Origin of the sequence: Thermosipho affectus (assembly GCF_001990485.1) — a bacterium.
In the GTDB taxonomy this organism is placed as follows: Bacteria; Thermotogota; Thermotogae; order Thermotogales; family Fervidobacteriaceae; genus Thermosipho; species Thermosipho affectus.
In genome coordinates this window covers 247719-271914 of sequence record NZ_LBFC01000022.1, presented here as the reverse complement: position 1 = coordinate 271914, position 24196 = coordinate 247719, and the positions used below count along the sequence as shown (strand labels likewise).

The window sequence follows — 24196 nt, the reverse complement described above, 5'->3', positions numbered from 1 at the left end:
TTCAATCGCTTCCTTTCTGAGTTTCAATAAAAGCTATTATTTCCGCAACTGCAACATACAATTTTTCTGGAATTTCCTGTAACACTTCTAATTTATACAATTCACTAACAAGCTTCGGAGATTTAACAATAGCGACTCCACTTTTTTCTGCAATATCTATAATTCTTTGTGCTATCTCTTCCTTTCCCTTTGCAATAACAAAAGGTATATAATCCGTATCTGGATTATACTTCAGTGCAACGACAATCTTTTTCCTAAACGTAAACTCCTCCTTTAAATCCTTCAAATTTAATAAAAACATTCTTAAAATATTTACTCAATCTACTCTTTAATTCTTCTACATTTTCTATCACCGAAGATGTACTCAAAGAAATTTGCTCACCATTTACATATCCAACTATCACTTCTTTTTCGTAAAAAATTTCAAATTTTTCAGACACCCTATCAAAAAATACCTTAATATCGCCAAAAGAGCGTAATCCATATCTTCCTGACAGTGCGTTTAAATACACCTCAAATTCCAAATTTTCTTCATCCTTCATATTACTTTTAAAATACTTTTCAAACCTCTCCAAAAAATTCCTATTAATTTTTATCCTTCTTTCCAATTCTTCAAATATAACGGAAAGTCTTTCGATAAATCTAGGATCATCTGTGATTCTATTTGCTAAAAATATATACTTTATAGGTGGTAAACAACTTTTAGGACCTAATAAAATCTTTCCTTCATAATCCCCTTGTCCTATTTTTTTTACTTCAATTCTCAATCCTTTTGGAATCTTTTTATTTGATTTTAATACTAACTCGCCCTTTTTGGTTTTTAACTTTACCAAATTTTTGTAAGAATCTGAAACTATTCCATACATTACTTTTCACCTTAAAAATTCCCAGAAGCAAAGAGCTCAGAAAGCACACTGTGAATTTCAGAATCATACCTCATTGTTCTATAAAAAGCTTTCAATGCAAATATCCTTCTCTTTTGAAGCGGTACATCCCCACATTCTTCAAGACTTTTTATAACTTTCCTATAATCATCAGGATCAGAAATTACAACAACATCTCTATAATTCTTCGCAGCTGCTCTTAATAATGCAACTCCTCCTATATCTATATTTTCAATTAGCTTTTCTTCATTTCTAGTTCTCTTTGCAACTTCCTCAAAAGGATATAAGTTCACTACTACCATATCAATAGGCATAATATCATTCTTTGCCAAATCATTCAAATGTTCTTTGTTATCAAACCTCGCCAAAATAGCACCAAAAATTTTTGGATGAAGAGTTTTTACCCTCCCCCCCAAAATCTCTGGAAAACCGGTTATTTCAGAAACTTTTTTAACAGATATGCCATTTTCTTCCAAAAGCTTTGCAGTTCCACCAGTACTTATTATTTCAACACCAAACTCCCTTAATTTTTTTGAAAATTCAACAATCCCTCTCTTGTCTGAAACACTAATTAAAGCCCTTTTAATATTCATTTTTCACACTCCCCCTTTTTATTTTAACATATTTTTACTTTCTAACTAATATAGCAACTAATTCTGTATGATATGTTTGTGGAAACATATCAAATAACCTTATAGTTTTCAACTTGTACTTTTCTAATAAAATACTTAAATCCCTTGAAAAGGTAGTGGGGTTACAAGAAATGTAAGCAATTTTTTCAGGATTACGTTTTAAAATTTCCAAGCTCAAGTCCTTTTCCAACCCACTCCTTGGTGGATCTAAAACCAAAACATCAAAATTTCTGTTATATTCCTTCAAAAATTCATAGGCGTCTGACTCAACAAATCTTATATTTCTGACATTATTTATATTAGCATTTGCCCTTCCTGCCTTCACCGAAACATGATTTGATTCTACAGAAATTACAAATTTTGATAAAAGAGCTAACCTTATTGAAAAAGTTCCAAGACCACTAAAGAGATCTAAAACTACCTCATTATCTTTTAAATCTAATTGTTTTGTTAAATACTCCATCATTTTTTCCGTTATATAGTAATTATTTTGAAAAAAAGCGGTAGGTGGGATCTGAAATTTTTCCCAACTAAAATCGTATGTAATTACTCCCTCACCTTTTAAAATACGGTAAGGTCCTCTCAACACAACTTTATCGTTGCTGTTCATCACATGCACCACTGACTTCAACAAAGGTACTTTTTTAGCTAAAATCGCCGCAATTTTTTTACCATCTTTAAAAAATTCCGTTTTAGTCACGAAAATTACCATCAATTCACCATTAGGAGAATATCTTATAACCACATTTTTCAATGTACCTCTTTTGCCATCATATACATCAACCTTAAACATTTCCAAAACTTCAGGAATAAGCTTTAACAAATCATTGACTGGCTTTGGAGCAATTAAACAACTTTTTATCTCTATTATTCTATTCGAATTTTTCATTTTCAAACCAAGTTTTCTATCCTTTGTAATAGAAAACTCCATCTTTAATCTGTATCCGTACTCCTGATTGCTTTGTTCAACACCAATATCATCCAACTCTACTTTTGAAATTCTAAAAAGCTGTTCAAGAAAAACCTGTTTTTTTAATTCTATTTGTTTTTCATATCTTAAATCCAAAAAGTTACAACCACCACATCTTTTAAAATATGGACATTTTACAGCTCTTCTTTCAGGAACACGTTCTAAAACATTTAATACCCTGGCAATCGCATAGTCATTTTTATCCTTTAACACCTTAACCTCAACAAGTTCACCCGGATACGCATTTTCAACAAACACAACCTTCCCACCTGGCAATTTTCCAATTCCACTTCCACCATATGCCATTTTTTCAATATATACCATTTCTCCCATAATTAAAACCTCCAAAATCAAAATATTCCAATACTCGGGGCATTTTCTTTAAAATCCCATCCCAAGAATTTTTCATCAAATTCTACGATATAAAACAATACAGAAAACTTTTCTACATCTTCAAAATCAAAGTTCCCATCATTATTAAAATTAAAACATGATGAAAATTCAAACATCCAATGGTGTAACTTTTTTAAAAAGGTTAATTTTAAATCTTTAACCCTTTCTTCGTTAAAATCATAATTTACCTCAAATTTCAAACCTGGATCAAAAGATTTTAAAGCTAAATTTAAGTACAAATTATCCAACTTGTAGGTTATTCCAAATGAATCATTTCCCTTTTTTAAATTATACTTTATAGAATAAACAGAAGGTTTTGTAATATCATTTTTTACGTAATTAAATTCCAAGATATTTAACATATCATTTAATTTAAAACTCCCCTTAAAATATGCATTTTTTATATAATTTTCTTCTACAGATTGTAATAAACGACCCTTTAACTTTTGAAAAGTGATAAAATGTGTTATTTCCTTAATTGGAACGTTATCATTGTGATAATATTTAAAAATAAGGCTATACTTTAATGAAAATTTAGAATTAAAGTAATTAACTTTCACAGTAGTAGGTAAAAACTTTTGTGTCCCAAAGTCGTATTCGGAACTAAAACTCATAGAAAAATACTTTCCTAAAAAATACTTTAATGAAATTTTATCATTCAAACTCCTTTTTTCTAAAAAATCATATCCTTGAATTAATGAAAAAGTCATATAATTTCCCTTAACAGATATATCCAAATTAAATTTGTTGTACCCTTCTCTTTCTGACCTGAAACTTTTTTTGTACGAATATTTTGGTTGGATCTCTAAAACTTTTAATTTTAGCTTTGAACTTAATTCATATATATCACTTAATTCTAAATTTAAATAATATTTATCAGTAAGTGCATTATAGTAATTTAACTCAAAAGAATATTTAAACTTTGAATCCAAAAACTCACTCTTGTACTCAAATGGTAATTTAAAAGAATGACTAACCCTGCTTATATAATTATCGTCTCTTAAACTTCCACTAAACCTTGTAGTGTACAATTTATCTTTAAAATAAAAATTGAAAATTCCCGTTTCTGAAATTGTAAAAGTCGAATTTGCAATTTCCTTTTTCATTTGCGTATTAAAATTCACATTATTGATATGAAAATTAAAAAAATATAACTTTTCATCTATATTTTTGACTGAAAAAAAATTATTAAGTACTATACTATTACTGTTTAAGATTAAACCTATATCATACCAAAAACTTTTTCCTTTAAAATTCAAACCAAACTTTTTACTCCATGTATTATAATTTAAAAGTCCATTGTAATAAAACGGATAAAACTGGAACTTTAGGTTAGTATATTTTTCATCCCATCTGGTAATATAATTAAAATTTCTAAAATTTAAAGTCAGATATTGTTTCTTATAGTCCACATATAAAATGCTTCTTTTCTCATCTTGTATCTCGAAAATCAAATTTGAGCTTTCACCCGTCTCTAATTTTGTACTCAAAAGATAATTATCAACATACATATTATATTCTTGCTTAGTAGATAAATTAAAACCATTATCTAAAGAAAAGGAAAAAGAAAAAGGTGATTTATAATTTTTATCCAAATTCCAAAAATAAATCGGATATGGGAAAATGGGAAAATTTAATATTAACAAAACAGAATTTTCCGCAACTAAATATTTTCCCTCGTAAATATAAACGTCCAACGATTCCACCTTGTAATGTGGTTCTTTAAACTCACAAGTTGTTACATACGCTTCATTTAACAAAACCATACTTGAATTATCCGTAAAATTTTCCGCACCAAAATATAAATCTATTTTCTTTTCTTTTGATTTATACTTTTCTATTCCTCTTACCTTTAAAGCATAGGAATTTTTTTCAGAAAAAAAATACTTTACATACCGTGCGTTATACTTTTTTCCTTCCTTAACATATTGCACATTTCCATATGCTTCTATTACCTTTGCCTTTGAATTTTCCACAAAAATAGTTGCTTCATCAGATATTAAAAGATTCTCATCCCAACTTATATGCACATTACCCATTGCATAAACTGATCCTTCATTATAAATCAAACTAGAAGCTTCCATATTCACAGTTTCTGAAAACATATTTCCAGAAATAAATGCTACGAAAAACAACACCAAGAACTTTGAGAATAATTCTCTAATTTTGTAAGCAAAAGGTGTGTCAAGCAAAAAAAACAAAAATACACCAACAGTTGCAAAAATTAAATTCGGGAACCAAGCTGCTAAAACGGGCTCCATTAGATTTTCCTTCCCCATTGCAGAAATCCAAGCACCAGAACCTTGGTACAACACAACAATAGAAAAGGTAAAAATAACACTCCAAGACTTACTTTTTAATCCAAACAATAAAGACAACGGAACACCAAGGATGGCTATTATAAAAGGGCCAATTGAATTTGCATACCTACTATGTAATTCCACAATCCACGGAGCAGGATCAATACCCAACTTTTTAAAAGTTCTTATTTTATTTTTTAATTCTTCACCTGTCATATCTCTAGGCGACTTTCCAAACCTCATAAGACTTTCCAAATCTTCTTTTAAATTCAACTTTATCTTTGAAAAATTAACATCTAATTTCAAAAAACCATCATTATCGGTAATATACATTTTACCATTGATTAAAAACCACTTTGAGTCTTCTTTTATAACTTTTTGCGCGGTAATTATTCTCTCTTCATTTTTTACATTTTGAAAAAGAACAACATTGTATAAAATGCCGTTAGACTGATCATATCTCTTAACAAAAAAATATTGAGAATCATCTATCTTAGTCAAGACATTTTCCCTAATGGAAATTTCTGGCTTTTTGTAAACATACCTAGATATAGTTTCCATAGCCTTATGATTAAAAGATGGAACTACTTGATCATTTAAATAAAATGCAAAAATACCAAATAAAATTGATAACATGAAAAAAGGATATACTAATTTTCGAGAGGGAATACCATGAACAAGTAGCGCTGTAATCTCCTTAGAATTGTATAACTGAGATAAAACCCAGAAAATGGAAAATAAAACCCCTACTGGAATTCCCATAGAGACAAAATACGGCAAGTTATAATATACAAGCTCAAAAAGCTTTAATATACTAACTCTATGTCTAACAATAATATCAGAGAGTTGATACAAAAGCTCAACACTTGCAAACAAAACAAAAGCCCCAACTCCCATTAAAAAAGGACCTATTGAAAGTTTTGAAACATACTTTGTTAAAACCTTCAAGCTTTATCCTCCAAAGACTCGATAGTATGCAATTTATCCTCGTAACATTTATATTGCCTACCGGTAATTATATACGATGTTGTTTCTACAATTTTTGTAGCAAGATCCGCTATTTCTTCTATTCTTTGTGATATCTCTAATAATATCAATGCCCTTTTTACATATTTTGAATCTTCCATCATATAAACCATCAATTCTTTTCTAATATCTTCAAAGAAATTATCTATTTCCGCATCCTTTTCACAAATCGATTCTGCTCCAGATACATTTTGATCTGCAAACATTCTCATACTCTCTCTTAACATAATTAAAGAAATTTTAGTCATTTCTGGAATCGTGATCAACGGTTTTAACTGCGGTTCTTTAATAAGTTCTAAAACTTTTTTTGCAATATCAAGTGTTTTTTCCGCAATCTCTTGAAAATAGCTTGAAATAACAAAGCTTCCCGTAACCATTCTCAGCTCTCTAGACATAGGCATCATGGTAGATAATATTATTAAAGCCTTCTCCCTTATTTTCATATCCATTACATTGATATCATTCTCATTTTTTAAAGCACTAAATGCTGCATCTTTATCCCTTTCCTTCAAAGCATTCAACACTTGATTTAACAAAGACTCAATTAACCATCCTTCTTTCAAAACCATTTTCTTCAAATCTTCCACATGTTCTTTTAATATCCAATCCATACCAACCACCCTACAAAAATTTTTTACCGTATCCCAACTTTTCCTTTATAGATTTTGAAAAATCATAATCCTTTGGTCTTAAAATTATTATCTTTTTCTTCGACTTTTTTATCTTAACTTCACTTACTTTACCAAATCCCATTCCATCTAAAACAAGATTTGACTTCTGATTTAACTTAATTAACACTTCCTCACTATCTGGTATAATAATACTTCGTGATGCCAAAAATTGTGGAGCAACTGGTGTAATTACAAAAGAACTCACATTTGGGAGCAAAATAGGTCCTCCCAATGATAATGAATACCCAGTTGAACCGGTTGGAGTACTAACTATAAGCCCATCCGCGTGAAAGTAAAAGCTACCATCTTGAAAAAAAACTTGTATATCCAACATCTTTTGAGTAGGATCCTTTATCAACAGAAGTTCATTTAAACTGTAAAACTTTTCAACTTTCAAAAAAAATCTTCTATCCTTTACAAAATTATTTTCCTTTAAATCAAACAAAAATTTTTCAAAATCTTCCAACGTATAACTGGATAAAAATCCCAATCGCCCACCTTTAAATCCTACTAACGGATTTTTTACTTTATGCGCCGCTTTCAAAAATGTTCCATCTCCACCTAAGACCAACGTCAAATCCACTTCAATATTTAGCAATTTTTCATTACAATAAACAACATCAAATCCTTCAAAAAGAAGATCTTTCTTAAATTTTTCGGCAATATCCTTTAACGTAGGTTTATAAAATATTCCTATAGTTTTCATTTCAACATATACCCCAAATCTATAATACTCTGTATTAAAAATCTATCCAAAAACACCAATATTACTATGCTTATTAACGGCGAAATATCCACAGGTCCAATTCTTGGAATTAATCTTCTTACAGGTTTTTCCACAATATCGGCAATTGCTTGAAAATAATAATATATCCTTGAAGGTAATGGAAACCAACTTAAAATAGCAGAGATAATAACAAAAAACATCTCAATATCTATTAAAATTCGCAAAGCTACCCCCAATCCTATCAAAAAATTACCTAAAATAAACATTATTTCAACCTCCCATTTCTTTCTCCAAAAATCTTACTACCAATTCTTAATATAGTCGCACCTTCTTCAATGGCAATTAGATAATCATTTGACATCCCCATTGAAAGTTCCTTAATCTCTGGAAATTTTTTAAGGAGTTTTTCTTTTAAAAACTTTGCACTCCTAAATACACGCCTTATAGCCTCAACATCATTAGTAAAAGGGGCCATAGTCATTAAACCAATAATCTTTACATTTTCAAATTCATATGCCTTTTTTATAAAATCTTCTACTTCTTCACTTCTTAATCCTGCTTTGGTTGTTTCACCTGATAAATTCACCTGTACTAAAACCTTTTGAACCTTGTTAAATTTCGTGCTTAATTTATTGATTTCTTTTATTTCCTCTAATCTTGTAACAGAATGGATTAATTCTGCTATCGGGACTATGTATTTTAATTTATTTAACTGTATTCTTCCAATAAAATGCCACTCTATATCATAATCTTTCAAAATTTTCGATTTATCGCGTAATTCTTGCGCGTAGTTTTCACCAAATATCCTAACCCCAATTTCATACGCATTTTTAATTACATCTACTGGAAAAGTCTTGCTCACCGCAACAAGTTTTATTTCATCCTTTCTTCCAACTTCCAACATTTTACTATTTATGCTATTTACTACTACCTCATATCTTTCCTTTAATTCATTACTCATCAAAAAGCCCCCTTTTTACATTTATTCCCAGATGTTTATACGCTTTTTGTGTAGCTATTCTTCCCCTGTGAGTACGTGCAATAAATCCACTTTGCAAAAGGTAAGGTTCATAAACTTCTGAAATACTATCTTCTGAGATACCAACAGATGCAGCTAGTGATTTCACACCAACTGGTCCTCCATTATACACCTCTATTATTGTTTTTAAAATTCTTCTATCAAGCTCATCTAATCCTTCTTCATCTATTCCCAAAAGTTCCATTATTTCTCCAACCATATGCATATCTATTGTAACTTTTCCACGTATTGTACTCATATCTCTGACCCTTCTTAAAAGTCTTAGAGCTATTCTAGGAGTCCCCCTTGATCTTCTTGCAAGCAAAATTGCAGCATCTTTTTTAATCTCAACATTTAACACTGAAGCCGCTCTTTCAATTATCTTGCTTAATTCTTCTATTGAATAAAAATCCAATTCCATTATTAAACCAAATCTATTACGCAAAGGGGCACTTAACAAACCACTACGCGTTGTTGCACCAACCAAAGTAAAAGGTTGTAAATCTATCCGTATTGACCTAGCAGAAGGACCCTTCCCTATTAAAATATCAATCTGAAAATCCTCCATTGCCGTATACAAAATTTCTTCGACAGATTTATTCATTCTGTGTATTTCATCAATAAACAAAACATCACTATATTCTAAATTAGTAAGTATTGCAGCCACATCCCCTTGTTTTTCAAGTATTGGTCCACTTGTAACATGTATATTAGTTTCAAGTTCATTTGAAATTATATGTGCTAATGTAGTCTTTCCAAGCCCAGGAGGTCCCACTAACAAAACGTGGTCAAGTGCCTCACTTCTCATCTTTGATGCTTTTATCGCAAGTCCTAGTCTTTTTTTTATATTTTCTTGCCCAATATACTCATTTAATTTTTGTGGTCGTATTGTTTGTACATCATTTGGCATCTTTTCTGGATCAATTATCCTTTCAGAAATAATCACACCTCCTTATTGAAATGATACCATAAAAATTTGTATTAACAAATACCATTTTGGTATATAATATACTTGACAAGTTAAAAAAATTGTGTTTAATCTTTAATGTAATTAATCTGTTAAGGAGGGATAAAATGAAGAGAGAAGAACTTTTAAGACAAGTAAGTAAAATTTTAGCTGAAAAGCTTGATGTTCCCATTGAAGATATAGATGAATCTTCTAATATAATCGACGATCTGGGTGCAGATTCACTTGATGTAGTCGACCTTGTAATGATTTTAGAAGATGAGTATGGCGTAAAGATAGAAGACGATGAACTTGAAAGAATTGTCACAATCGAAGACCTTTTAAATATTCTTGAACCCAAATTAAAAGACAGAGAGGATTAACATGAAATCAATTAGTAAATGTTTAACTTGCCATGTCGAGCAAGCACAAAGGATACTTGATAAATTTGTTTCTTCAGAACAAGAAAAATTTGAATTTCTAAAAGAAATTCTAAAAGAGCTCTCCAAAACAAGGTTTGGATTAAAGCCTATTGAAATTGCGGAAATTTTATACAAAAAACTTGAAGAGTTATTAGATAAAGAAGATTTATACAAAACAGAAAAGGAAAAGTCAAATAAAATTGCGCTATCCTTGTACGAAAATTTTAAGTTTAAAGTACTTGATTGTGCGGATCCATTGTATGAAGCAGCCAAGCTTGCAGTATCCGGAAATTTAATCGATTTTGGTGCTTTAAGTAACTCTCCCGAGGAACTATTTGATAGAATTAACGAAATTTGGCAACAACCATTCTCGATTGATGATTTCGAACTCTTTAAAAGCAATATCTCAAATTCTAATACATTGCTTTATATCGCTGATAATACAGGAGAAATAGTTTTTGATATGTTATTTATTGAAATTTTAAAAGAATTTCATCCTAAATTAAACATATCAGTTGCGCTAAAAGGACATCCTATTATTAACGACGCAACTGTCGAGGACGGTTATGCCATTGGGTTAGATAAGTTTGCTACATTAATAAATACCGAATTAAAAACAGCAGGAACTTGTCTAGAAAAATCCTCACAATTGTTTAGGGAAGCATTTTTCATGCACGATATTGTAATTGCAAAAGGACAAGGAAATTTTGAAGGTTTGTCTGAAGTTTCCAGAAAAAACCTTTATTTTGCCCTCGTTGCAAAATGCCAAGTTATATCCGATTACATAGGAGTAGAAAAAGGCTCTAAAATATTTATGAATTCAAAAAGAATTCACCAAGTTTGATTACTATAGAATCATATATATCTTCTTTGGAGCCTCTTGGAATTATTGAGGCTCCAAAGTTTTTATCTATTTTTTCTGGCACAACTATACTAAATCCATCTATTTTACAATTCTTAACTACATCCATTTTAAAATATTTTGTATCAATCCTATCAAAAAATAAATCTTTAAATTTAACAGATTTTGCAACTTCTAAAGCTTTTTTTAAGTGTGTCTCTCTAGGTCTACCCCAATCGTATATTCTATATGTAAGGTCTGATGATTGTTGAACTTCAATCACCGTTGAGTTGGGACCAAGTGCATGGATTACCCCTGCTGGGATATTAACAAAAGTCCCTTTTTTTACTTTTAAAATTTTTAAAATGCCCTGCCAATTTCCTTCTTTTACGGCTCTTGGTATAAGTGATGGTTCTTCACAAATTGCTATTTCTCCATCACTTAAAAAATACCACGCTTCATTTTTTCCCCAAGGTTCATTTTCCACAATCTTTGCATATTCATCGTCGGGATGAACTTGAAGAGAAAGCCAATCAGAAGTGGAAATAAGTTTTACCAAAAGTGGGAATCTTTCAAATCTTTCTCCACACAAACTCTCTGAAATCTCATTAATATCTTTTCCATCTACTAACGTTGTAAAAAGTGGATGCCCGGAAACTAACCAAATTTCACCAATTTTTCCTTCTTTTATTCCAAAGATCTCATTTATTTTTTTATTTCCCCAAATTTGGTTTCTAAATTGCGGTCTAACTTTTATCATTCACTATAACCTCCTACAACCACTTTTCCTTCTGAAAGTTTCAAAATAACCTTAGGCATTCCTTTATTAATATAATACTTTATTCCTTGTATAGAAACTTCTACACCTGGATGTACAATCCTTTTTATAACTATCCTAGCATTTACCTTAGTTTTGTTTATTTTTTCTTCTAGTTCATGAAACCTTTTTGTGTTTTTTTCAAGTTGCTCTTTGATTACCATTAAAGTATTAGATGTCTTCAAAAACAATTTCTTTTTATCTTCAGGTATTTTTACACCTTTCTCCTTTAGTACTTTATACTGCTTTAATATTTGCAATAATTTTTCTGCATTTTGTTTATCAAGCATTATTTGAGTTTTTAATAAATTTCTTTCTTCAATAAGTTCAGGTGAAATTCCCACCTCAAGATGTGTAGGCGTTGCAATTTCTGAACCTGCTTCTTCAACTACAATTTCAAATTCAGCTACATAATCTCCTCCTACTATTACACCTTTTCCATTTTCTGAAGTAATCGATTTTCTGGCTTTCACTTTACAATTACTCAATTGTTCATTAAAGACAACCCCTCCAGCTTCAATAGTGGCATTTTCCGCAAATTTTATCTTCAAAGTACCTTTACATTTTACAATACCTTTTTCACGTCCTTTAATACCTGTCGCAGTAATATTCCCTTCTAACGAAATTACAGTAGCTGCTTCGATTAATCCTCCAACTTCAATATCTCCTTTTGCCCTTACAACAAATCCTGATTTAACATCTCCTTTAACTATAACAGTTCCGGGAAAATCAATATTTCCAACGGAATAATCCACATTACCATCTATTTCCAAAGTCTCTTCAACATCTATAAAATTCGTATCATTGTCTACTTTTAAAATTCCATCAACTTTTGCATATATTTCATCATCAATTTTTTCAACATTTTTCCCTAACTTAAGCTCAATTTCTTTTCCATTTTTTCCCAAAACAGGTTCTCCTAAAACATTTATTCCATCTTCCCCTTTAGTAGGTGGGAAAATTGAAGCTATTTTTTGCCCCTTCTTAACAATAATCCTTCTGTGTGTTGGAAACTCCCTAAAATCTACTTTATCACTTTTATTTTCCATACCTTTTTCGAAATCTACAAATTCTATACTTCCATCTAATCCAATACCAGCTGGTTTTCCAAAAGCAACCTTTATAGGTACATTAAATTCTGGATTTTCACATATTCTATTTATTACATCACTATCAATTCCAAAAACTACCCCATTTTCCTTTAATGCATCCATTATATCTTTTTGACTAACTTTTTCATTATCTGAAGTTTCTTCAAGTATAACACTAGCACTCATTTTATCTTCAGAAATCTTCACATTTATTAACATAAATCCCCCCCTCTTACTTTGTAAATACCACTACCAATGATAAAACGGAAATAATCACAGAAACAATGGAAACAATTTGAAGAGTATTAATTTTATTTTCCGCTTCTAGGATCTTATCCGTCATTACGTTTAAAACTTTTTCAGATTCACCTTTGTATTTTTTTAAGTCTTCCACATCATTGGAAATCTTTGAAATATTGTCTAAAGCAATCTTTTTATTTTCTATTTCAGATAATTTCGCCTCAAATTCTTTGATTTTCTGATCATATACATCAAATTTCCCGAAAGAATCCTCCAAATTTTGTACCCTTACTTCCAATTGTTGGTACCTATTTTCAATAATCCCAAATTTATTTACCACATTTCTAACCGTTAAAATATCTATACCTTCCAACCTTTGTCTTAAAGTATCCAAATCACCAGAAAAAGACTTTAAATCAGATAACATAGTGTATAATTCATTAATTTTTGTTTCCATTTCCGAAATCTTAGATAGTTTTTCAAAATCACTAGGTTTTAAATCTCCTAATTTATTATACAAATCTTCAATAGCCGTTATTTTTTTTGAAAGCTGCGAAACCATTAGATTCAAATTAGTTACATCAGAAGGTATATTCCCCAATTGCTCGTTTAATTTTGAAAACTTTGCCAAATTTCTCGCCTGTTCTTCTAAAAAATTAGTCTTTAACTCATCTAGTTCGGTATTCAAAATACTTACTTTTTTTTCAAGTTCTCCAATTTTTTCAATAGACGCAATTTTTTCATCAAACTTTTTTATCTGAGTATTGAATATTTCAGATATCATAGAAATTTGTGCAGAAAGTGTGTTTAAATCTTCCTTTTTTGCATATTCTTTATCTAAATTATTTAACTTTTCATAAATTTTTTCAATTGCTCCTTCAGATAAAACAGTTTCAGATGCTTTTTTTACAAAACGTTCTATCTCTTCAAACCTCATCTTTGTTTTGGAAAAAGAATCTTCAAGTAGCGACATCCTTTTATCTACTCCATTTAAAGCTGCTTTATATGTTTTTAAATCTTCGTTAATATTTAAAAGAACATTTTCTAATTCAGATAACTTATCCAAACTGTATTTTTGTATAACGGTATACAATATTTTTGCAATATCAAGTCTTGTAATAAGCAATGAAGGTTTAAAATTACCATTAATATCTAATTCCATTATTTGGTTTCTAACCAAAAATTCAACTGCAGAATATTCTGGCACAATTGGAGACAAATCCGTTATAGTTATCTCAGCAGAAAACGCTATACTGAGAAATAATATTAAACCTAATACTAATTTTTTCATTTAATCCCCTCCAAACACCTCATTTAATATGCCATTTTGAATTATCACTTTATTTTCAGACACAATAATACCTTCTTTTTGAAATCTAAACTTATGCATCCCCTTTGGCAAAACCAAAAAATAAATGGGAGTTCTACCAATAAACTTATCATCAACATAAACATCTAATTTATCCTTAGAATAGACATTTACTACACAATGTTCTTCATCATCAATAATCAAGTTATTTACAACTGTAAAATTTGTAGAATCATCATCTGAAATAAAGGTTAAAATCTCACCAAATCTTGCATTTATAATCGCTGGAGAGTTATACCTTATCCCCTTATATTCTACTGCACCCTCTCTACCTAAAATTATACTATAACTTTCTGGCATCTTTTCAATAGATCCATCTGTAAAACCATACCACTCCCTGTTTTTTCCTACTATCTTTGTAAAATACAACCTTTTTGCAACAAAAAGATTAGATGCTTTTATACCGTCAAGAAATACCAATAAATTTTCGTTTATTTTTGAAATTACATTTCTCTTTAAATTATAAACATAAGTATTATTTCCAGACTTTAAATTTATTTTCTTTTTTAACTCCTTATAACCTTCGCTTCTAATTGTAATTTCATAATCTCCTGGCATTGCTTTAAAATTTGCTGGGCTTACCTTTGAAATGCTGTTAAAAATAATTTCGGCATTTTCTGGAAAACCATAAACGTAAAGCTTGGAAAATTTCGTCTCATCTACGTTAAACTCATATTCTTCTGCATTTGGAACATCTATTTCTTGTTTCAATTTAACAAATTCGGGATCTAGTAACTCTAAAACATATTTTCCAGGTAAAACTTCCAATTCTGTAGGAATAGTTAAATATTTTCCATTAAAAATTACATTTAACTTTTCAGAAGCATTAATCCTCAATTTGACAAACCTTTTAAGTTTTACATTTATTTTCTCAATTTTTGAAGCTCCCACATGCAAATTTAAAGTTTTCGAAATAAACCCTTCCTTTTCCAAGTGAATTTCTAAAAAACCAGCCGGAACTTCAAAAACAGAAGGTGATAAACCGTAAAATTTACCGTTGATATAAATCTTGACATTTTCAGGATCTGTGGTTATTTCAACGTAAGAAGGCAATGATAATGAAACGTTTAAAGTGCTTTCTGTTGAAACCAGTGTTTCATATATTGAATAACCGGGTTTAACAATCTTTAATTTTCCTGGATACGTCAAATTGGAAATCTTTAAAACACCATTTAACGGAACAACATCAATTAATTTATCATTCCAATACACCATTGCGCTTGGCTCAGTTATAATTACCAACTCAGAAAAAAACATACTTGTAAAAAGTAAAATCAAAATAACAAAAGTTTTTCTCATAACTATCACCCGTAATCTTTCATTGATTCATTCAATTTCACCAAAAGAACAATAAGCTGTTTCTTGGACTTATCATCAAAATCCTCTATTACTTTTTCCACAAATTCTATCCTTTTTAAAATAACTTTATCAATTACCGCTTTACCTTTTTCTGTTAAGTCCACAGCAATAACCCTTTTATCATCATTTTTTCTCTTTCTTTCTGCAAAACCTTCAGCTTCCAATCTTGAGACTAAACCTGTAGTTGTACTTTTAGCTATTCCTAACATTTTACTTAAATCTGTCATTGTTTTTTCACCAGTAAAATAAAGCTTTTGCATCAAATCAAATTGCGCAGGAGTTATAGGAAAATCCTTTAATACTTCTCTTCCTTTTATTTTAATTCTAAAACAAATCTCCCTCAAAAGATTTTCAACATTTTTCGACACAATTTCACCTCTTTGAAACTAATTCTTTGTACGCTAGATATGTTTCAAATAAATCAATCTTTGACACAATTTCATACGGTGAATGCATGCTTAATAATCCTGGACCCATATCAATAACATTAAAACCTTCTTGAGCCAAAAATTTTGCAACTGTTCCTCCACCACCTACTCCAATTCTCCCCAAAGTTCCAACTTGCCACCTTATTTTTGCACTGTTTAATACTCTTCTTACGTGCAACAATGTTTCCGCATGTGCTTCACTTGCACCAGCTTTACCGCGTACTCCAGTATATTTTACTACAACAACTCCATTCCCAATCCTTGGAGCGTTGAATTTATCATGTACGTCTTTAAAGTTGGGATTTATTAATGCAGCAACATCTGCAGAAACAACAAAAGAATTTTCAAATAATTCATCTAATGCAAATTCTACATCGCTTTCTCCCTTGGCTTTTAAAATACTTCTAAAAAATTTCTTGTAAAACCTTGCTTTGGCACCTGCATTACCCTCACTTCCAATTTCTTCCCTATCAAATAAAATAACCGCTGCAGATTTTTCCAATTTTTTTGCGTCAACCAACGCCATAATAGCCTGATACGAACAAATTCTATCATCTTGCCCATATGCCGCAATCATACTTCTATCAAATCCCACTTCTCTTGACTTAATTGCAGGAACAACTTCAATATCAGCGCTTACAAAATCTTCTTCCTCAATATCGTACTTTTCCTTTAAAATCTTTAATATATTTTTCTTTATTGCATCTTTCTCAGAGCCATCTAAAGGAATAGAGCCAACGATTAAATTCATTTTTTCTCCCTGAAATTTTTCACTTACTTTTTTATCTTCCTTATCTAAATGTGGTAATAAGTCAGCAAATAAAAACACAGGATCTTCTTCACTCAAACCTATATTTATATCAATTTTTGTACCATCTAATTTATAAACCACTCCAACAAGTGCTAAAGGAATATTGTACCATTGGTAAAGCTTTACTCCTCCATAGTAATGTGTCTTTAACATTGCAATAGATTCGTCCTCAAATAATGGATTAGGTTTAAGATCAAAACGCGGCGCATCAATATGAGCAGCTATAATGTTAAATCCATCCCTTGGTTCACCGACAATTCTTGCGGCGACCAAAGACTTGTTTGCATTGATATAGTATATTTTTTCTTCATTTCCAGTATATTTTTCCAATGGTATAAATCCATTTTTAAGAAGCATTTTTTCAAAAAATTCCACCGCAAGTCTTTCGGTTACAGCAGTATCTATAAATTCTCTATAACTTTTTCCAAAACTTTCTACCTCGTTAATGTCCCTCAATTTCCAAAGATTTTTCATAACTTTTCCTCCTTTACCAAATTTCTATTTCAGTTTCCAAATTAACTTTGTATGCTTCATAAATTTTATTTTTTACGTGATTAATAATATCTTTTACATCTTTTGATGTTGCATTGTTGTAATTTATTATAAACCCTGCATGTTTCTCAGATATCATAGCTCCTCCTATATTAAAACCTTTCAATCCAATCTTTTCTATAGCACTACCAACATAAAAGTTCTCTTTTGGTCTTTTAAATACACTACCAGCGCTTGGGAACTCTAATGGTTGCTTTTCAACTCTTTTTTTTATAATATCATTCATTTCCAAAAATATTTTTTGCTTATCTCCTTCAAATATTTTAAATCCCACTCTCAAAATAAATAATCCTTTATTTTTTTTGAAAATACTATTTCTGTATGAAAAATCCAATTCTGATTTACTTAATCTTCTGATCTTATTTCCATCATATACATCGACAAATTCAACCAAATTTGCTGTTTCCCAACCAAAAGCCCCTGCATTCATATATACAGCTCCACCAACACTTCCCGGTATCCCATATGCTTTTTCAAATCCAGAAAAACCATGCTGTAATGCATAAAGACACAATCTCTTTAAATTTAAACCACTTTCACATACCAGTAAATCTTTTTCAAAAACAATCTCCGTTAACTTTTCTGTAGAAAGAATGTTATAATCCATAAAATCATCTTTTGGTAAAACATTAGTACCATTTCCAAGAATTCTAACATTACCTTCAAATAGTTTTATTGTTTTAACAAATGATTCCAATGAATAGGGAACTACAAATAACCTAACTGGCCCACCTATTCTAAAACTTACATGGCATTTTAATTTTTCATTGGTATATACATCATTTCCCAATTCCAATAATATATTAATTATTTTCTTTAAATACTTCAAATACTACCACCCTATTTCTTCCCAAGTCTTTTGCTTTATATAATGCATCATCTGCATATCCAACAAGTTCATCTGAAGTATCCACCTTTACTTCAGGATAACATGCTATTCCAAAACTCATAGTTATTTTAAATGGAAATCTATCAATCAATTCAATTTCTCTTCTTAATCTCTCTGCAATCTGTTTAGCCTCTTTAGAAAAAGTATTTGAAAGCAAAATTATAAATTCTTCACCACCATATCTTCCAACTATATCATTTTTATTACGTACACCACCTTTTAAGATACGAGCTACTTCCTTTAGAACTCTATCCCCTACTAAATGTCCATATTTATCATTTATCTGTTTGAAGTGATCCAAATCACACATTATTATCGACATTTTTTCTCTAAATTTTTTGGCCCTTATAAAATATTGTTCTATCTTTTCTGCAAAGTAATATCTTGTATACAATTTTGTCAAAGGATCTAAAAGACTTCTAATTCTTAATATAGATGACTTAAGTGCTGTAACAAAACCATATTCTACAATCTTTAATAAATCTAAGATATATAATAGTTCTTCATCACTAATTCTCAAATTTTTATTTGAAATGTATATATAATATTCTAAGTATTTATCAATCTTATCTGAAATTCTAATTCTCAGTGGTGATTTTTCTATAGAATCTTCTTTCAATATATCATCTGCGTTAGAAAATTCAAACTTTTCTTCAATTTGCTTATCTTCAACATAAATAGCAACTTCATTAACAGGCAATATTTGAATAATTTTACTTGCAAAATAATTTATGATATTTTGCGGTTCTTCTATTTCTTCTATAGCCTTTAGTTCTTCTAAAACTTCCAATGCAAAATTAGATTTTAAAAAGTAATCTTTCAATCCCTTAGAAATATTTTGTTTTTGAAGCATATCGGAAATATTTTGCCCCTTCTTAAAATAAGAATTTATACCTGCACTTTCGTTTTTCTCCAAAATTCTCACGTAATTCTCCAACCCAATTTCTCTATACAATGAATATGCTTTTGAAATATACAGGCTATACCTATAACTCTTTCCTAAAACCTTGTAATATTTGGCAAATCCTTCATACAAAAGCGCCAATGACAACTTCAAATCTTGACTTGCATAATCTTTTTCAAAAAATCTCAATTGCTCAAAGAAACCTTCAGGATCAACTTTGGCTATTTTCTCGCCAAATAATGAGAAAATTTCCTCCCTCCACAAAAACACGTCTGAATCTTTATACTCATCCCAAACTCTTTTAAATTTATCTTCATCTTCTGCAAGACTTAATTTAACAAAATAGTTAAATCCCCATTCCAAAAATGACTTTTCATTTTTATGTTCTTCGTATAGTGCTCTTGCAAGTTCAACTTTTCCAGTAAAAATATATAACATAAACAAAGATTTAAGATAAGAATCACTAATTTCAAACTTCTGTGAAATCTTATTTATTATCATCAAATCTTTGTACCCTTCTTCAAATTCTCTATTGTAGATATGATATAACACTTCCAATTTATAAGTCTCAGCAAGTTCATAATCCATATTTTTTAATTTAATTATCTTCCTTAATTTTGAAAGTTCCATAAAAAACTCTCTAATATTTCCTATATATAGCATTGTATAAATCTTATTTATCTTGGAAACTATAGAAAGATTAGTTAATCCAACCTTTTCTGCATAATAAATAGACTTATCAAGCAATTGTCTTAATATGACAAAATTACCAATGTTAAACGATTTATTGTTATATATAGTGGGTAAAAAGTGGTATAATTCCTTTTCTTTTGCTATCATCTCTGCTGTATTATAAAAGTAATCCGAAGAAAGCTTATCTCTACGAGATAAGAGATCCCCCAATAAAATAAGAGCCCTTATTTTTAAATCCATGACAAATTTTGAATCTACATCTTTAATTGATGAGATTTCTTTTAAAACAGAAATATCTATTTTATCGTATAATCCTAAATTATAAAGTGCCAAGTAATATAACAATATCCTCCTATAAGTCCCTATCTTTCCAAATCCTTGTAATTTTTCTTTATTTTCCTCAAAAAATTCCACAACTTCTCTATTTTTTTGATTAACAAATTTTGCAGCCATCCTCCAATACAAAAAGATTTCCTTATCCGAAACTTCAAAGTTAATCTTTTTAAATGTACGGTAATATACTTCTATTTTAAATCTAATCAACGAATACAAAACCTTTCCAGGGGCAAGATCTTCCGCTTCAGAAATCATTTTAAGTAATATATTAGGTGAATAGTATTTTTCAAGTCCCCTTCTTATTGCTTTTAAGTAAAAAATTACGGCTTTTTTTTCCTCTCCTAACATTTTAAAATGCCACGCCACTTTTTGGTAAACTCCAAAAAAATCAAACTTCAAATACTCACAGATAAGTTTTTGATGAATTTCCTTTTTTCTTTCCGCTTGAGAATACAACTTCTGCCAATATTGTTTCAGTGTAAATCTCCAAATAGAATACTCTCTATATAAAATTCCCCTTTTTTCAGATAACTCTATAATTTTTGAAAAATCTTTATTTAATATTTTTTCAAGTAATTTTATTTCTTCTACAGTAAACTTCTGTCCCAAAACAGATAAACACCTCAAAGAATATACATCTTCTGCATTTAGCATAGAGAAAACATCAAAAATATTTTCAAAACTAAAATTTTCTAGTCTTTCAAAATCGCAAATCCAACAATTTTTTTCTATATTTTTTCTTAATATTTTTTTCTCAACAAGGGAACCCAAAATTTCCACCAAGATCCCGGGAAACCCACTACTTACCTTATGTAAAAAATCAACCAAAATATCTAATTTCTCAATTTTACCAAATGACTTTTCCACTAATTCTCTTACATTTTCTACACTAAAAGGATTCAATGTTATTACTTTTTCAAAATCCTCAAATTCTTCCGTTGAAAAAGCTATAATCTTATGATTTCCAGAAAAACTCAACTTAGATAATTCTTTCAAAAAAACTTTAAAATTATCGAATTTTTCTTGATAATCATCAACTAATATTATAATCTGATCAAATTCCTCCATTACACTTCCAACTAAAGGTACAAGCGTATCTACTTTCCCGCCATTTTTTATAATATCACTGATCTCACTCAGTACATTTTCTGAACCTTTATCTGCTGCCAATTGTAAAAGTTGCAATGCAAATTGTTTAATACTATTTGCACGGATAACATTTTTCCCTTCTACCATAAACCTGTCTTGCAGTATATTAATTAAGGTGGTTTTACCCATTCTTTGTTCTCCTACAACTCCAATAAATCTTTCAGGATAATCTACAACTTTTAAAATAATATCAAGTTCAGGTCTTTGGATAGTAGGAACAACAAAATTCATTTCCAAAAAACTTTTATAAACACTTGGCATTCCAAAATGAAAATTTCTTTTGGTAACATCCTCTCTTACCATTTCTTTTATTACTTTATTTATCTCGTCATTTTCCAAGTTTAGTTTTTCTAAAAATTTTCCAATAACGTAAACCGTAGATTTTTCAACAATTTGCTGTTTTTTCAAAAATTCAGGCGCAACAAAAACTCTATCTTTTATCTCAGGAACCATGTTTCTGGATAACCAAATTGGTGGCTGTACAACAAAAGTATTTTCCTGTAACAAAATATCGTCAACAGAAAAAATTGGAAAAAATAAATTTGGTATATGATAAATTTCTTGAAGCAAATTTAGCAAAATCAAAAAAAGTGCTCTCTTAGAGCTTAAAGAGAGTTTTTCAATTTCAACGGGTTGCTCGTTGTTATATGCAAAATACAAAACTACCTTTTCATTTTCTATTTCGTATCTTTCAGGCTTTAAAAAACCCATTACATAATTTAACAAACTCAAATAGTTGGAAAATTCCATAAAATTTCCAACTAAATCTTTGTCTATAACTTTCATTCTTTTTATATTTCCTTCTTCTTCAATGATATATTCCTCTCCATTATAAGTCTTCCTAAAAAATTTTAAAATTTTCATATATTTCCCCCTTGAAACTTACTTGGCTACCTTTGCGCTGAAAAAGTAGCCTTAGTTAACTTAATTACCTCCTTAATTATATCTTCTATATTCCCATTTATGGTCACACCAGCCGCCCTTGGATGGCCTCCTCCCCCCAGAGAAAACGCAATCTTGCTTACATCAAACCACTCTTTCGACCGAAAACTTATATGAACTTCTCCCTTTACATATTCATAGAAAAATATGGCAATTTCTACTCCTTTAATAGCTCTAATCTCGCTTACAAATCCTCCACTATCTTCATCTGTACAATTAAACTCTTCATAATCTTCTTTTGATAAAAATGAATATGCAATTTTCCCATCACATTCTAATTTTAAATTATCAATCATTCTAGATAATAATTTAAACTGTTCAAGCCTTTTGTTTTCCAATATCATTCTTGCAATAACATCTGGTCTTGCGCCTAGTGAGATCAAATATGCCGCATCATTAAAAACTCTTTCATCTGCATTTGAATATTTAAAAAATCCCGTATCAGTTTCTATTCCCATTAAATTTACTAATGCAAGTCTTTCATCATATTCAACTTGAAGTTCTTTGTTAATCCTTAAAACCATTTGGGCTGTAGCTCCAAAAGTAGGATCCACCCAATTTATATCTCCAAAATAAGTGTTAGTAGCATGATGATCAATAACTATGACTTTAAAATCTTTTAACACTTCTGAAAATCTTCCAACTCTATCTGGACTAGAGGCATCAACTACTACTATAACATCTGGATTAAACCCATATACATCTATTTCATCATAATTTCTAATATGTTTTACTTCATCAATCTCGTGAAAATAACCTGGAATTTTCCAATCAATTGAAGATAGAATTTCTTTCCCTAATTTTTTTAGCCCTAATGAAAGAGATAACACTGAGCTTATATCATCACCATCTGGCATTATATGACCAATTACAACTATTTTTTTTGCTTCATTTAAGGTTCCAACAATATTCAAAAACTCATTTGCAACCAATCAAGCCACCTCCAAAGACTTTAAAACTATTTTTGAGAATTTATCTTTTACTCTATTTGCAACTTCTACAACTTCTTTATGTGATAATGGCTGATCCAAAACACCTGCTGCCATATTTGTTACACAAGACAACACAAGACAATCTATTCCACAGTGCTTTGCAGCAATTATTTCAGGAACCGTTGACATTCCCACTACATCAGCCCCTAATTTTCTAAACGCCCTTATCTCGGCGGGTGTTTCATAGCTTGGGCCTAAAACGGCCATATAAACTCCTTGTGGCAAATCAAAACTTTCTTTTAACCTTTCAGTCCATTCTTTATCTAAAATAGTCGACATATCTGGAAATCTCGGGCCAAACTCTTCGTAATTTGGACCACGCAACGGATTTTTAAATTGGAAATTAATAATATCTTTTACCAAAACAATATCTCCAGGTTTTAATAACTTATTTATTCCTCCTGCTGCGTTTGTAATTATTAATTTTTTTACACCTAATTTGTTTAAAACATAAATCACAAATTTTATTACTTCAGGAGACCATCCTTCATACAAATGGAACCTTCCCTTTAGTACAACTACACGTTTCCCAGATAATTTACCAAAAACCAATTTTCCTTCATGACCTGCAACCGTAGAATGTGGAAAATTCGGAATTTCTTCATATGCTATTTCATTTGAATCTTCTATTTTATCCGCTAAAAAACCAAGACCGGATCCTAAAATTAATCCTATATCCGGTTTAAAATCAACTTTTGCTCTAATATATTCAACTGTTTGCAAAATTTTTTCCTTCACTATTTCCACCTCCTCATGTTATAATTATTATAACATAAATTTGTTAGGGGGAATGA

22 protein-coding genes are annotated in these 24196 nt (G+C 30.0%); 2 read left to right on the top strand and 20 right to left on the bottom strand.

All coding sequences use genetic code 11. The features are described from left to right. Position 1: 1 nt before the first annotated feature. From XJ44_RS08245 to ruvB, 10 genes are read right to left on the bottom strand one after another with little or no spacing between them, the layout of a single operon-like run. On the bottom strand, positions 2-286 hold the full coding sequence (locus XJ44_RS08245; RefSeq protein WP_233119544.1) for an EscU/YscU/HrcU family type III secretion system export apparatus switch protein: 285 nt from the start codon (positions 284-286) through the stop codon (positions 2-4). Further along, positions 255-866 (bottom strand): hypothetical protein, encoded by a 612-nt coding sequence (locus XJ44_RS08240; RefSeq protein ID WP_075666497.1) that lies wholly within the window; start codon positions 864-866, stop codon positions 255-257. The genes XJ44_RS08245 and XJ44_RS08240 overlap by 32 nt, the downstream gene beginning before the upstream one ends. An 11-nt stretch (positions 867-877) precedes the next feature. Then, positions 878-1477, bottom strand: coding sequence for an IMP cyclohydrolase (locus XJ44_RS08235; protein ID WP_077198679.1), 600 nt, complete (start codon positions 1475-1477; stop codon positions 878-880). 34 nt (positions 1478-1511) lie between these two features. Beyond that, positions 1512-2819, bottom strand: a complete 1308-nt coding sequence (gene rlmD, locus XJ44_RS08230; protein ID WP_077198678.1) for a 23S rRNA (uracil(1939)-C(5))-methyltransferase RlmD — start codon at positions 2817-2819, stop codon at positions 1512-1514. A 17-nt stretch (positions 2820-2836) separates the two neighbouring features. Further along, positions 2837-6127, bottom strand: a complete 3291-nt coding sequence (locus XJ44_RS08225) for a YjgP/YjgQ family permease (RefSeq protein ID WP_077198677.1) — start codon at positions 6125-6127, stop codon at positions 2837-2839. Then, positions 6124-6816, bottom strand: coding sequence for a phosphate signaling complex PhoU family protein (locus XJ44_RS08220; RefSeq protein WP_075666493.1), 693 nt, complete (start codon positions 6814-6816; stop codon positions 6124-6126). The genes XJ44_RS08225 and XJ44_RS08220 overlap by 4 nt, the downstream gene beginning before the upstream one ends. A 10-nt stretch (positions 6817-6826) precedes the next feature. After that, positions 6827-7582 (bottom strand): NAD(+) kinase, encoded by a 756-nt coding sequence (locus XJ44_RS08215; RefSeq protein WP_075666492.1) that lies wholly within the window; start codon positions 7580-7582, stop codon positions 6827-6829. Then, positions 7579-7869 carry a YggT family protein gene (locus XJ44_RS08210; protein ID WP_075666491.1) on the bottom strand — a complete coding sequence of 97 codons (291 nt, stop codon included), beginning with the start codon at positions 7867-7869 and terminating at the stop codon, positions 7579-7581. Before XJ44_RS08210 ends, XJ44_RS08215 begins: the two co-directional genes overlap by 4 nt. Continuing rightward, the gene (locus XJ44_RS08205) at positions 7869-8564 is read right to left on the bottom strand and encodes a YggS family pyridoxal phosphate-dependent enzyme (RefSeq protein WP_075666490.1); all 696 of its coding nucleotides are present in this window, start codon (positions 8562-8564) and stop codon (positions 7869-7871) included. The genes XJ44_RS08210 and XJ44_RS08205 overlap by 1 nt, the downstream gene beginning before the upstream one ends. Then, positions 8557-9531, bottom strand: coding sequence for a Holliday junction branch migration DNA helicase RuvB (gene ruvB / locus XJ44_RS08200; RefSeq protein ID WP_077198700.1), 975 nt, complete (start codon positions 9529-9531; stop codon positions 8557-8559). The genes XJ44_RS08205 and ruvB overlap by 8 nt, the downstream gene beginning before the upstream one ends. Positions 9532-9695: 164 nt before the next feature. Between ruvB and XJ44_RS08195 the strand changes: the two genes are divergently transcribed. Both XJ44_RS08195 and XJ44_RS08190 read left to right on the top strand, forming a co-directional pair. Further along, a complete protein-coding gene (locus XJ44_RS08195; RefSeq protein WP_075666489.1) occupies positions 9696-9950 on the top strand; it encodes an acyl carrier protein in 255 nt (84 codons plus the stop codon). 1 nt (position 9951) lies between these two features. Next, entirely contained in the window at positions 9952-10833 is an 882-nt protein-coding gene (locus XJ44_RS08190) for a damage-control phosphatase ARMT1 family protein (RefSeq protein WP_077198676.1), read from the top strand. On the opposite strand, the gene XJ44_RS08185 is transcribed toward XJ44_RS08190, so the two are convergent. The 10 genes from XJ44_RS08185 to XJ44_RS08140 are packed head-to-tail and all read right to left on the bottom strand — an operon-like array spanning position 10802 to position 24140. Next, positions 10802-11590 (bottom strand): type I phosphomannose isomerase catalytic subunit, encoded by a 789-nt coding sequence (locus XJ44_RS08185; protein ID WP_077198675.1) that lies wholly within the window; start codon positions 11588-11590, stop codon positions 10802-10804. The genes XJ44_RS08190 and XJ44_RS08185 overlap by 32 nt on opposite strands. Continuing rightward, positions 11587-12957, bottom strand: a complete 1371-nt coding sequence (locus tag XJ44_RS08180; RefSeq protein ID WP_077198674.1) for a DUF342 domain-containing protein — start codon at positions 12955-12957, stop codon at positions 11587-11589. Before XJ44_RS08180 ends, XJ44_RS08185 begins: the two co-directional genes overlap by 4 nt. A gap of 13 nt (positions 12958-12970) precedes the next feature. Further along, entirely contained in the window at positions 12971-14269 is a 1299-nt protein-coding gene (locus XJ44_RS08175) for an S-layer homology domain-containing protein (RefSeq protein WP_077198673.1), read from the bottom strand. After that, positions 14270-15646, bottom strand: a complete 1377-nt coding sequence (locus XJ44_RS08170) for a PEGA domain-containing protein (protein ID WP_077198672.1) — start codon at positions 15644-15646, stop codon at positions 14270-14272. Positions 15647-15651: 5 nt separating this feature from the next. Next, positions 15652-16074, bottom strand: coding sequence for a MarR family winged helix-turn-helix transcriptional regulator (locus XJ44_RS08165; protein WP_075666483.1), 423 nt, complete (start codon positions 16072-16074; stop codon positions 15652-15654). 4 nt (positions 16075-16078) lie between these two features. Continuing rightward, positions 16079-17419 carry an aminopeptidase gene (locus XJ44_RS08160; RefSeq protein ID WP_077198671.1) on the bottom strand — a complete coding sequence of 447 codons (1341 nt, stop codon included), beginning with the start codon at positions 17417-17419 and terminating at the stop codon, positions 16079-16081. 13 nt (positions 17420-17432) lie between these two features. Further along, positions 17433-18326 (bottom strand): UDP-N-acetylmuramate dehydrogenase, encoded by an 894-nt coding sequence (gene murB, locus XJ44_RS08155; RefSeq protein WP_077198670.1) that lies wholly within the window; start codon positions 18324-18326, stop codon positions 17433-17435. Further along, entirely contained in the window at positions 18301-22332 is a 4032-nt protein-coding gene (locus XJ44_RS08150) for a GGDEF domain-containing protein (RefSeq protein WP_077198669.1), read from the bottom strand. Before XJ44_RS08150 ends, murB begins: the two co-directional genes overlap by 26 nt. Before the next feature lie 26 nt (positions 22333-22358). Further along, positions 22359-23342, bottom strand: a complete 984-nt coding sequence (locus tag XJ44_RS08145; protein ID WP_075666479.1) for a DHH family phosphoesterase — start codon at positions 23340-23342, stop codon at positions 22359-22361. Then, positions 23343-24140: a purine-nucleoside phosphorylase gene (locus tag XJ44_RS08140; protein WP_077198668.1), complete on the bottom strand. Its 798-nt coding sequence runs from the start codon at positions 24138-24140 to the stop codon at positions 23343-23345. It abuts the gene before it with no gap. Positions 24141-24196 lie beyond the last annotated feature (56 nt).

Excerpts from the sequence above, each read along its gene's own strand:
- XJ44_RS08240 (WP_075666497.1), bottom strand. The coding sequence starts at position 866 with ATGTATGGAATAGTTTCAGATTCTTACAAAAATTTGGTAAAGTTAAAA.
- XJ44_RS08235 (WP_077198679.1), bottom strand. The coding sequence starts at position 1,477 with ATGAATATTAAAAGGGCTTTAATTAGTGTTTCAGACAAGAGAGGGATT.
- rlmD (WP_077198678.1), bottom strand. The coding sequence starts at position 2,819 with ATGGGAGAAATGGTATATATTGAAAAAATGGCATATGGTGGAAGTGGA.
- XJ44_RS08220 (WP_075666493.1), bottom strand. The coding sequence starts at position 6,816 with ATGGATTGGATATTAAAAGAACATGTGGAAGATTTGAAGAAAATGGTT.
- XJ44_RS08215 (WP_075666492.1), bottom strand. The coding sequence starts at position 7,582 with ATGAAAACTATAGGAATATTTTATAAACCTACGTTAAAGGATATTGCC.
- XJ44_RS08210 (WP_075666491.1), bottom strand. The coding sequence starts at position 7,869 with ATGTTTATTTTAGGTAATTTTTTGATAGGATTGGGGGTAGCTTTGCGA.
- XJ44_RS08205 (WP_075666490.1), bottom strand. The coding sequence starts at position 8,564 with ATGAGTAATGAATTAAAGGAAAGATATGAGGTAGTAGTAAATAGCATA.
- ruvB (WP_077198700.1), bottom strand. The coding sequence starts at position 9,531 with ATGCCAAATGATGTACAAACAATACGACCACAAAAATTAAATGAGTAT.
- XJ44_RS08195 (WP_075666489.1), top strand. The coding sequence starts at position 9,696 with ATGAAGAGAGAAGAACTTTTAAGACAAGTAAGTAAAATTTTAGCTGAA.
- XJ44_RS08190 (WP_077198676.1), top strand. The coding sequence starts at position 9,952 with ATGAAATCAATTAGTAAATGTTTAACTTGCCATGTCGAGCAAGCACAA.
- XJ44_RS08185 (WP_077198675.1), bottom strand. The coding sequence starts at position 11,590 with ATGATAAAAGTTAGACCGCAATTTAGAAACCAAATTTGGGGAAATAAA.
- XJ44_RS08180 (WP_077198674.1), bottom strand. The coding sequence starts at position 12,957 with ATGTTAATAAATGTGAAGATTTCTGAAGATAAAATGAGTGCTAGTGTT.
- XJ44_RS08175 (WP_077198673.1), bottom strand. The coding sequence starts at position 14,269 with ATGAAAAAATTAGTATTAGGTTTAATATTATTTCTCAGTATAGCGTTT.
- XJ44_RS08170 (WP_077198672.1), bottom strand. The coding sequence starts at position 15,646 with ATGAGAAAAACTTTTGTTATTTTGATTTTACTTTTTACAAGTATGTTT.
- XJ44_RS08160 (WP_077198671.1), bottom strand. The coding sequence starts at position 17,419 with ATGAAAAATCTTTGGAAATTGAGGGACATTAACGAGGTAGAAAGTTTT.
- XJ44_RS08150 (WP_077198669.1), bottom strand. The coding sequence starts at position 22,332 with ATGAAAATTTTAAAATTTTTTAGGAAGACTTATAATGGAGAGGAATAT.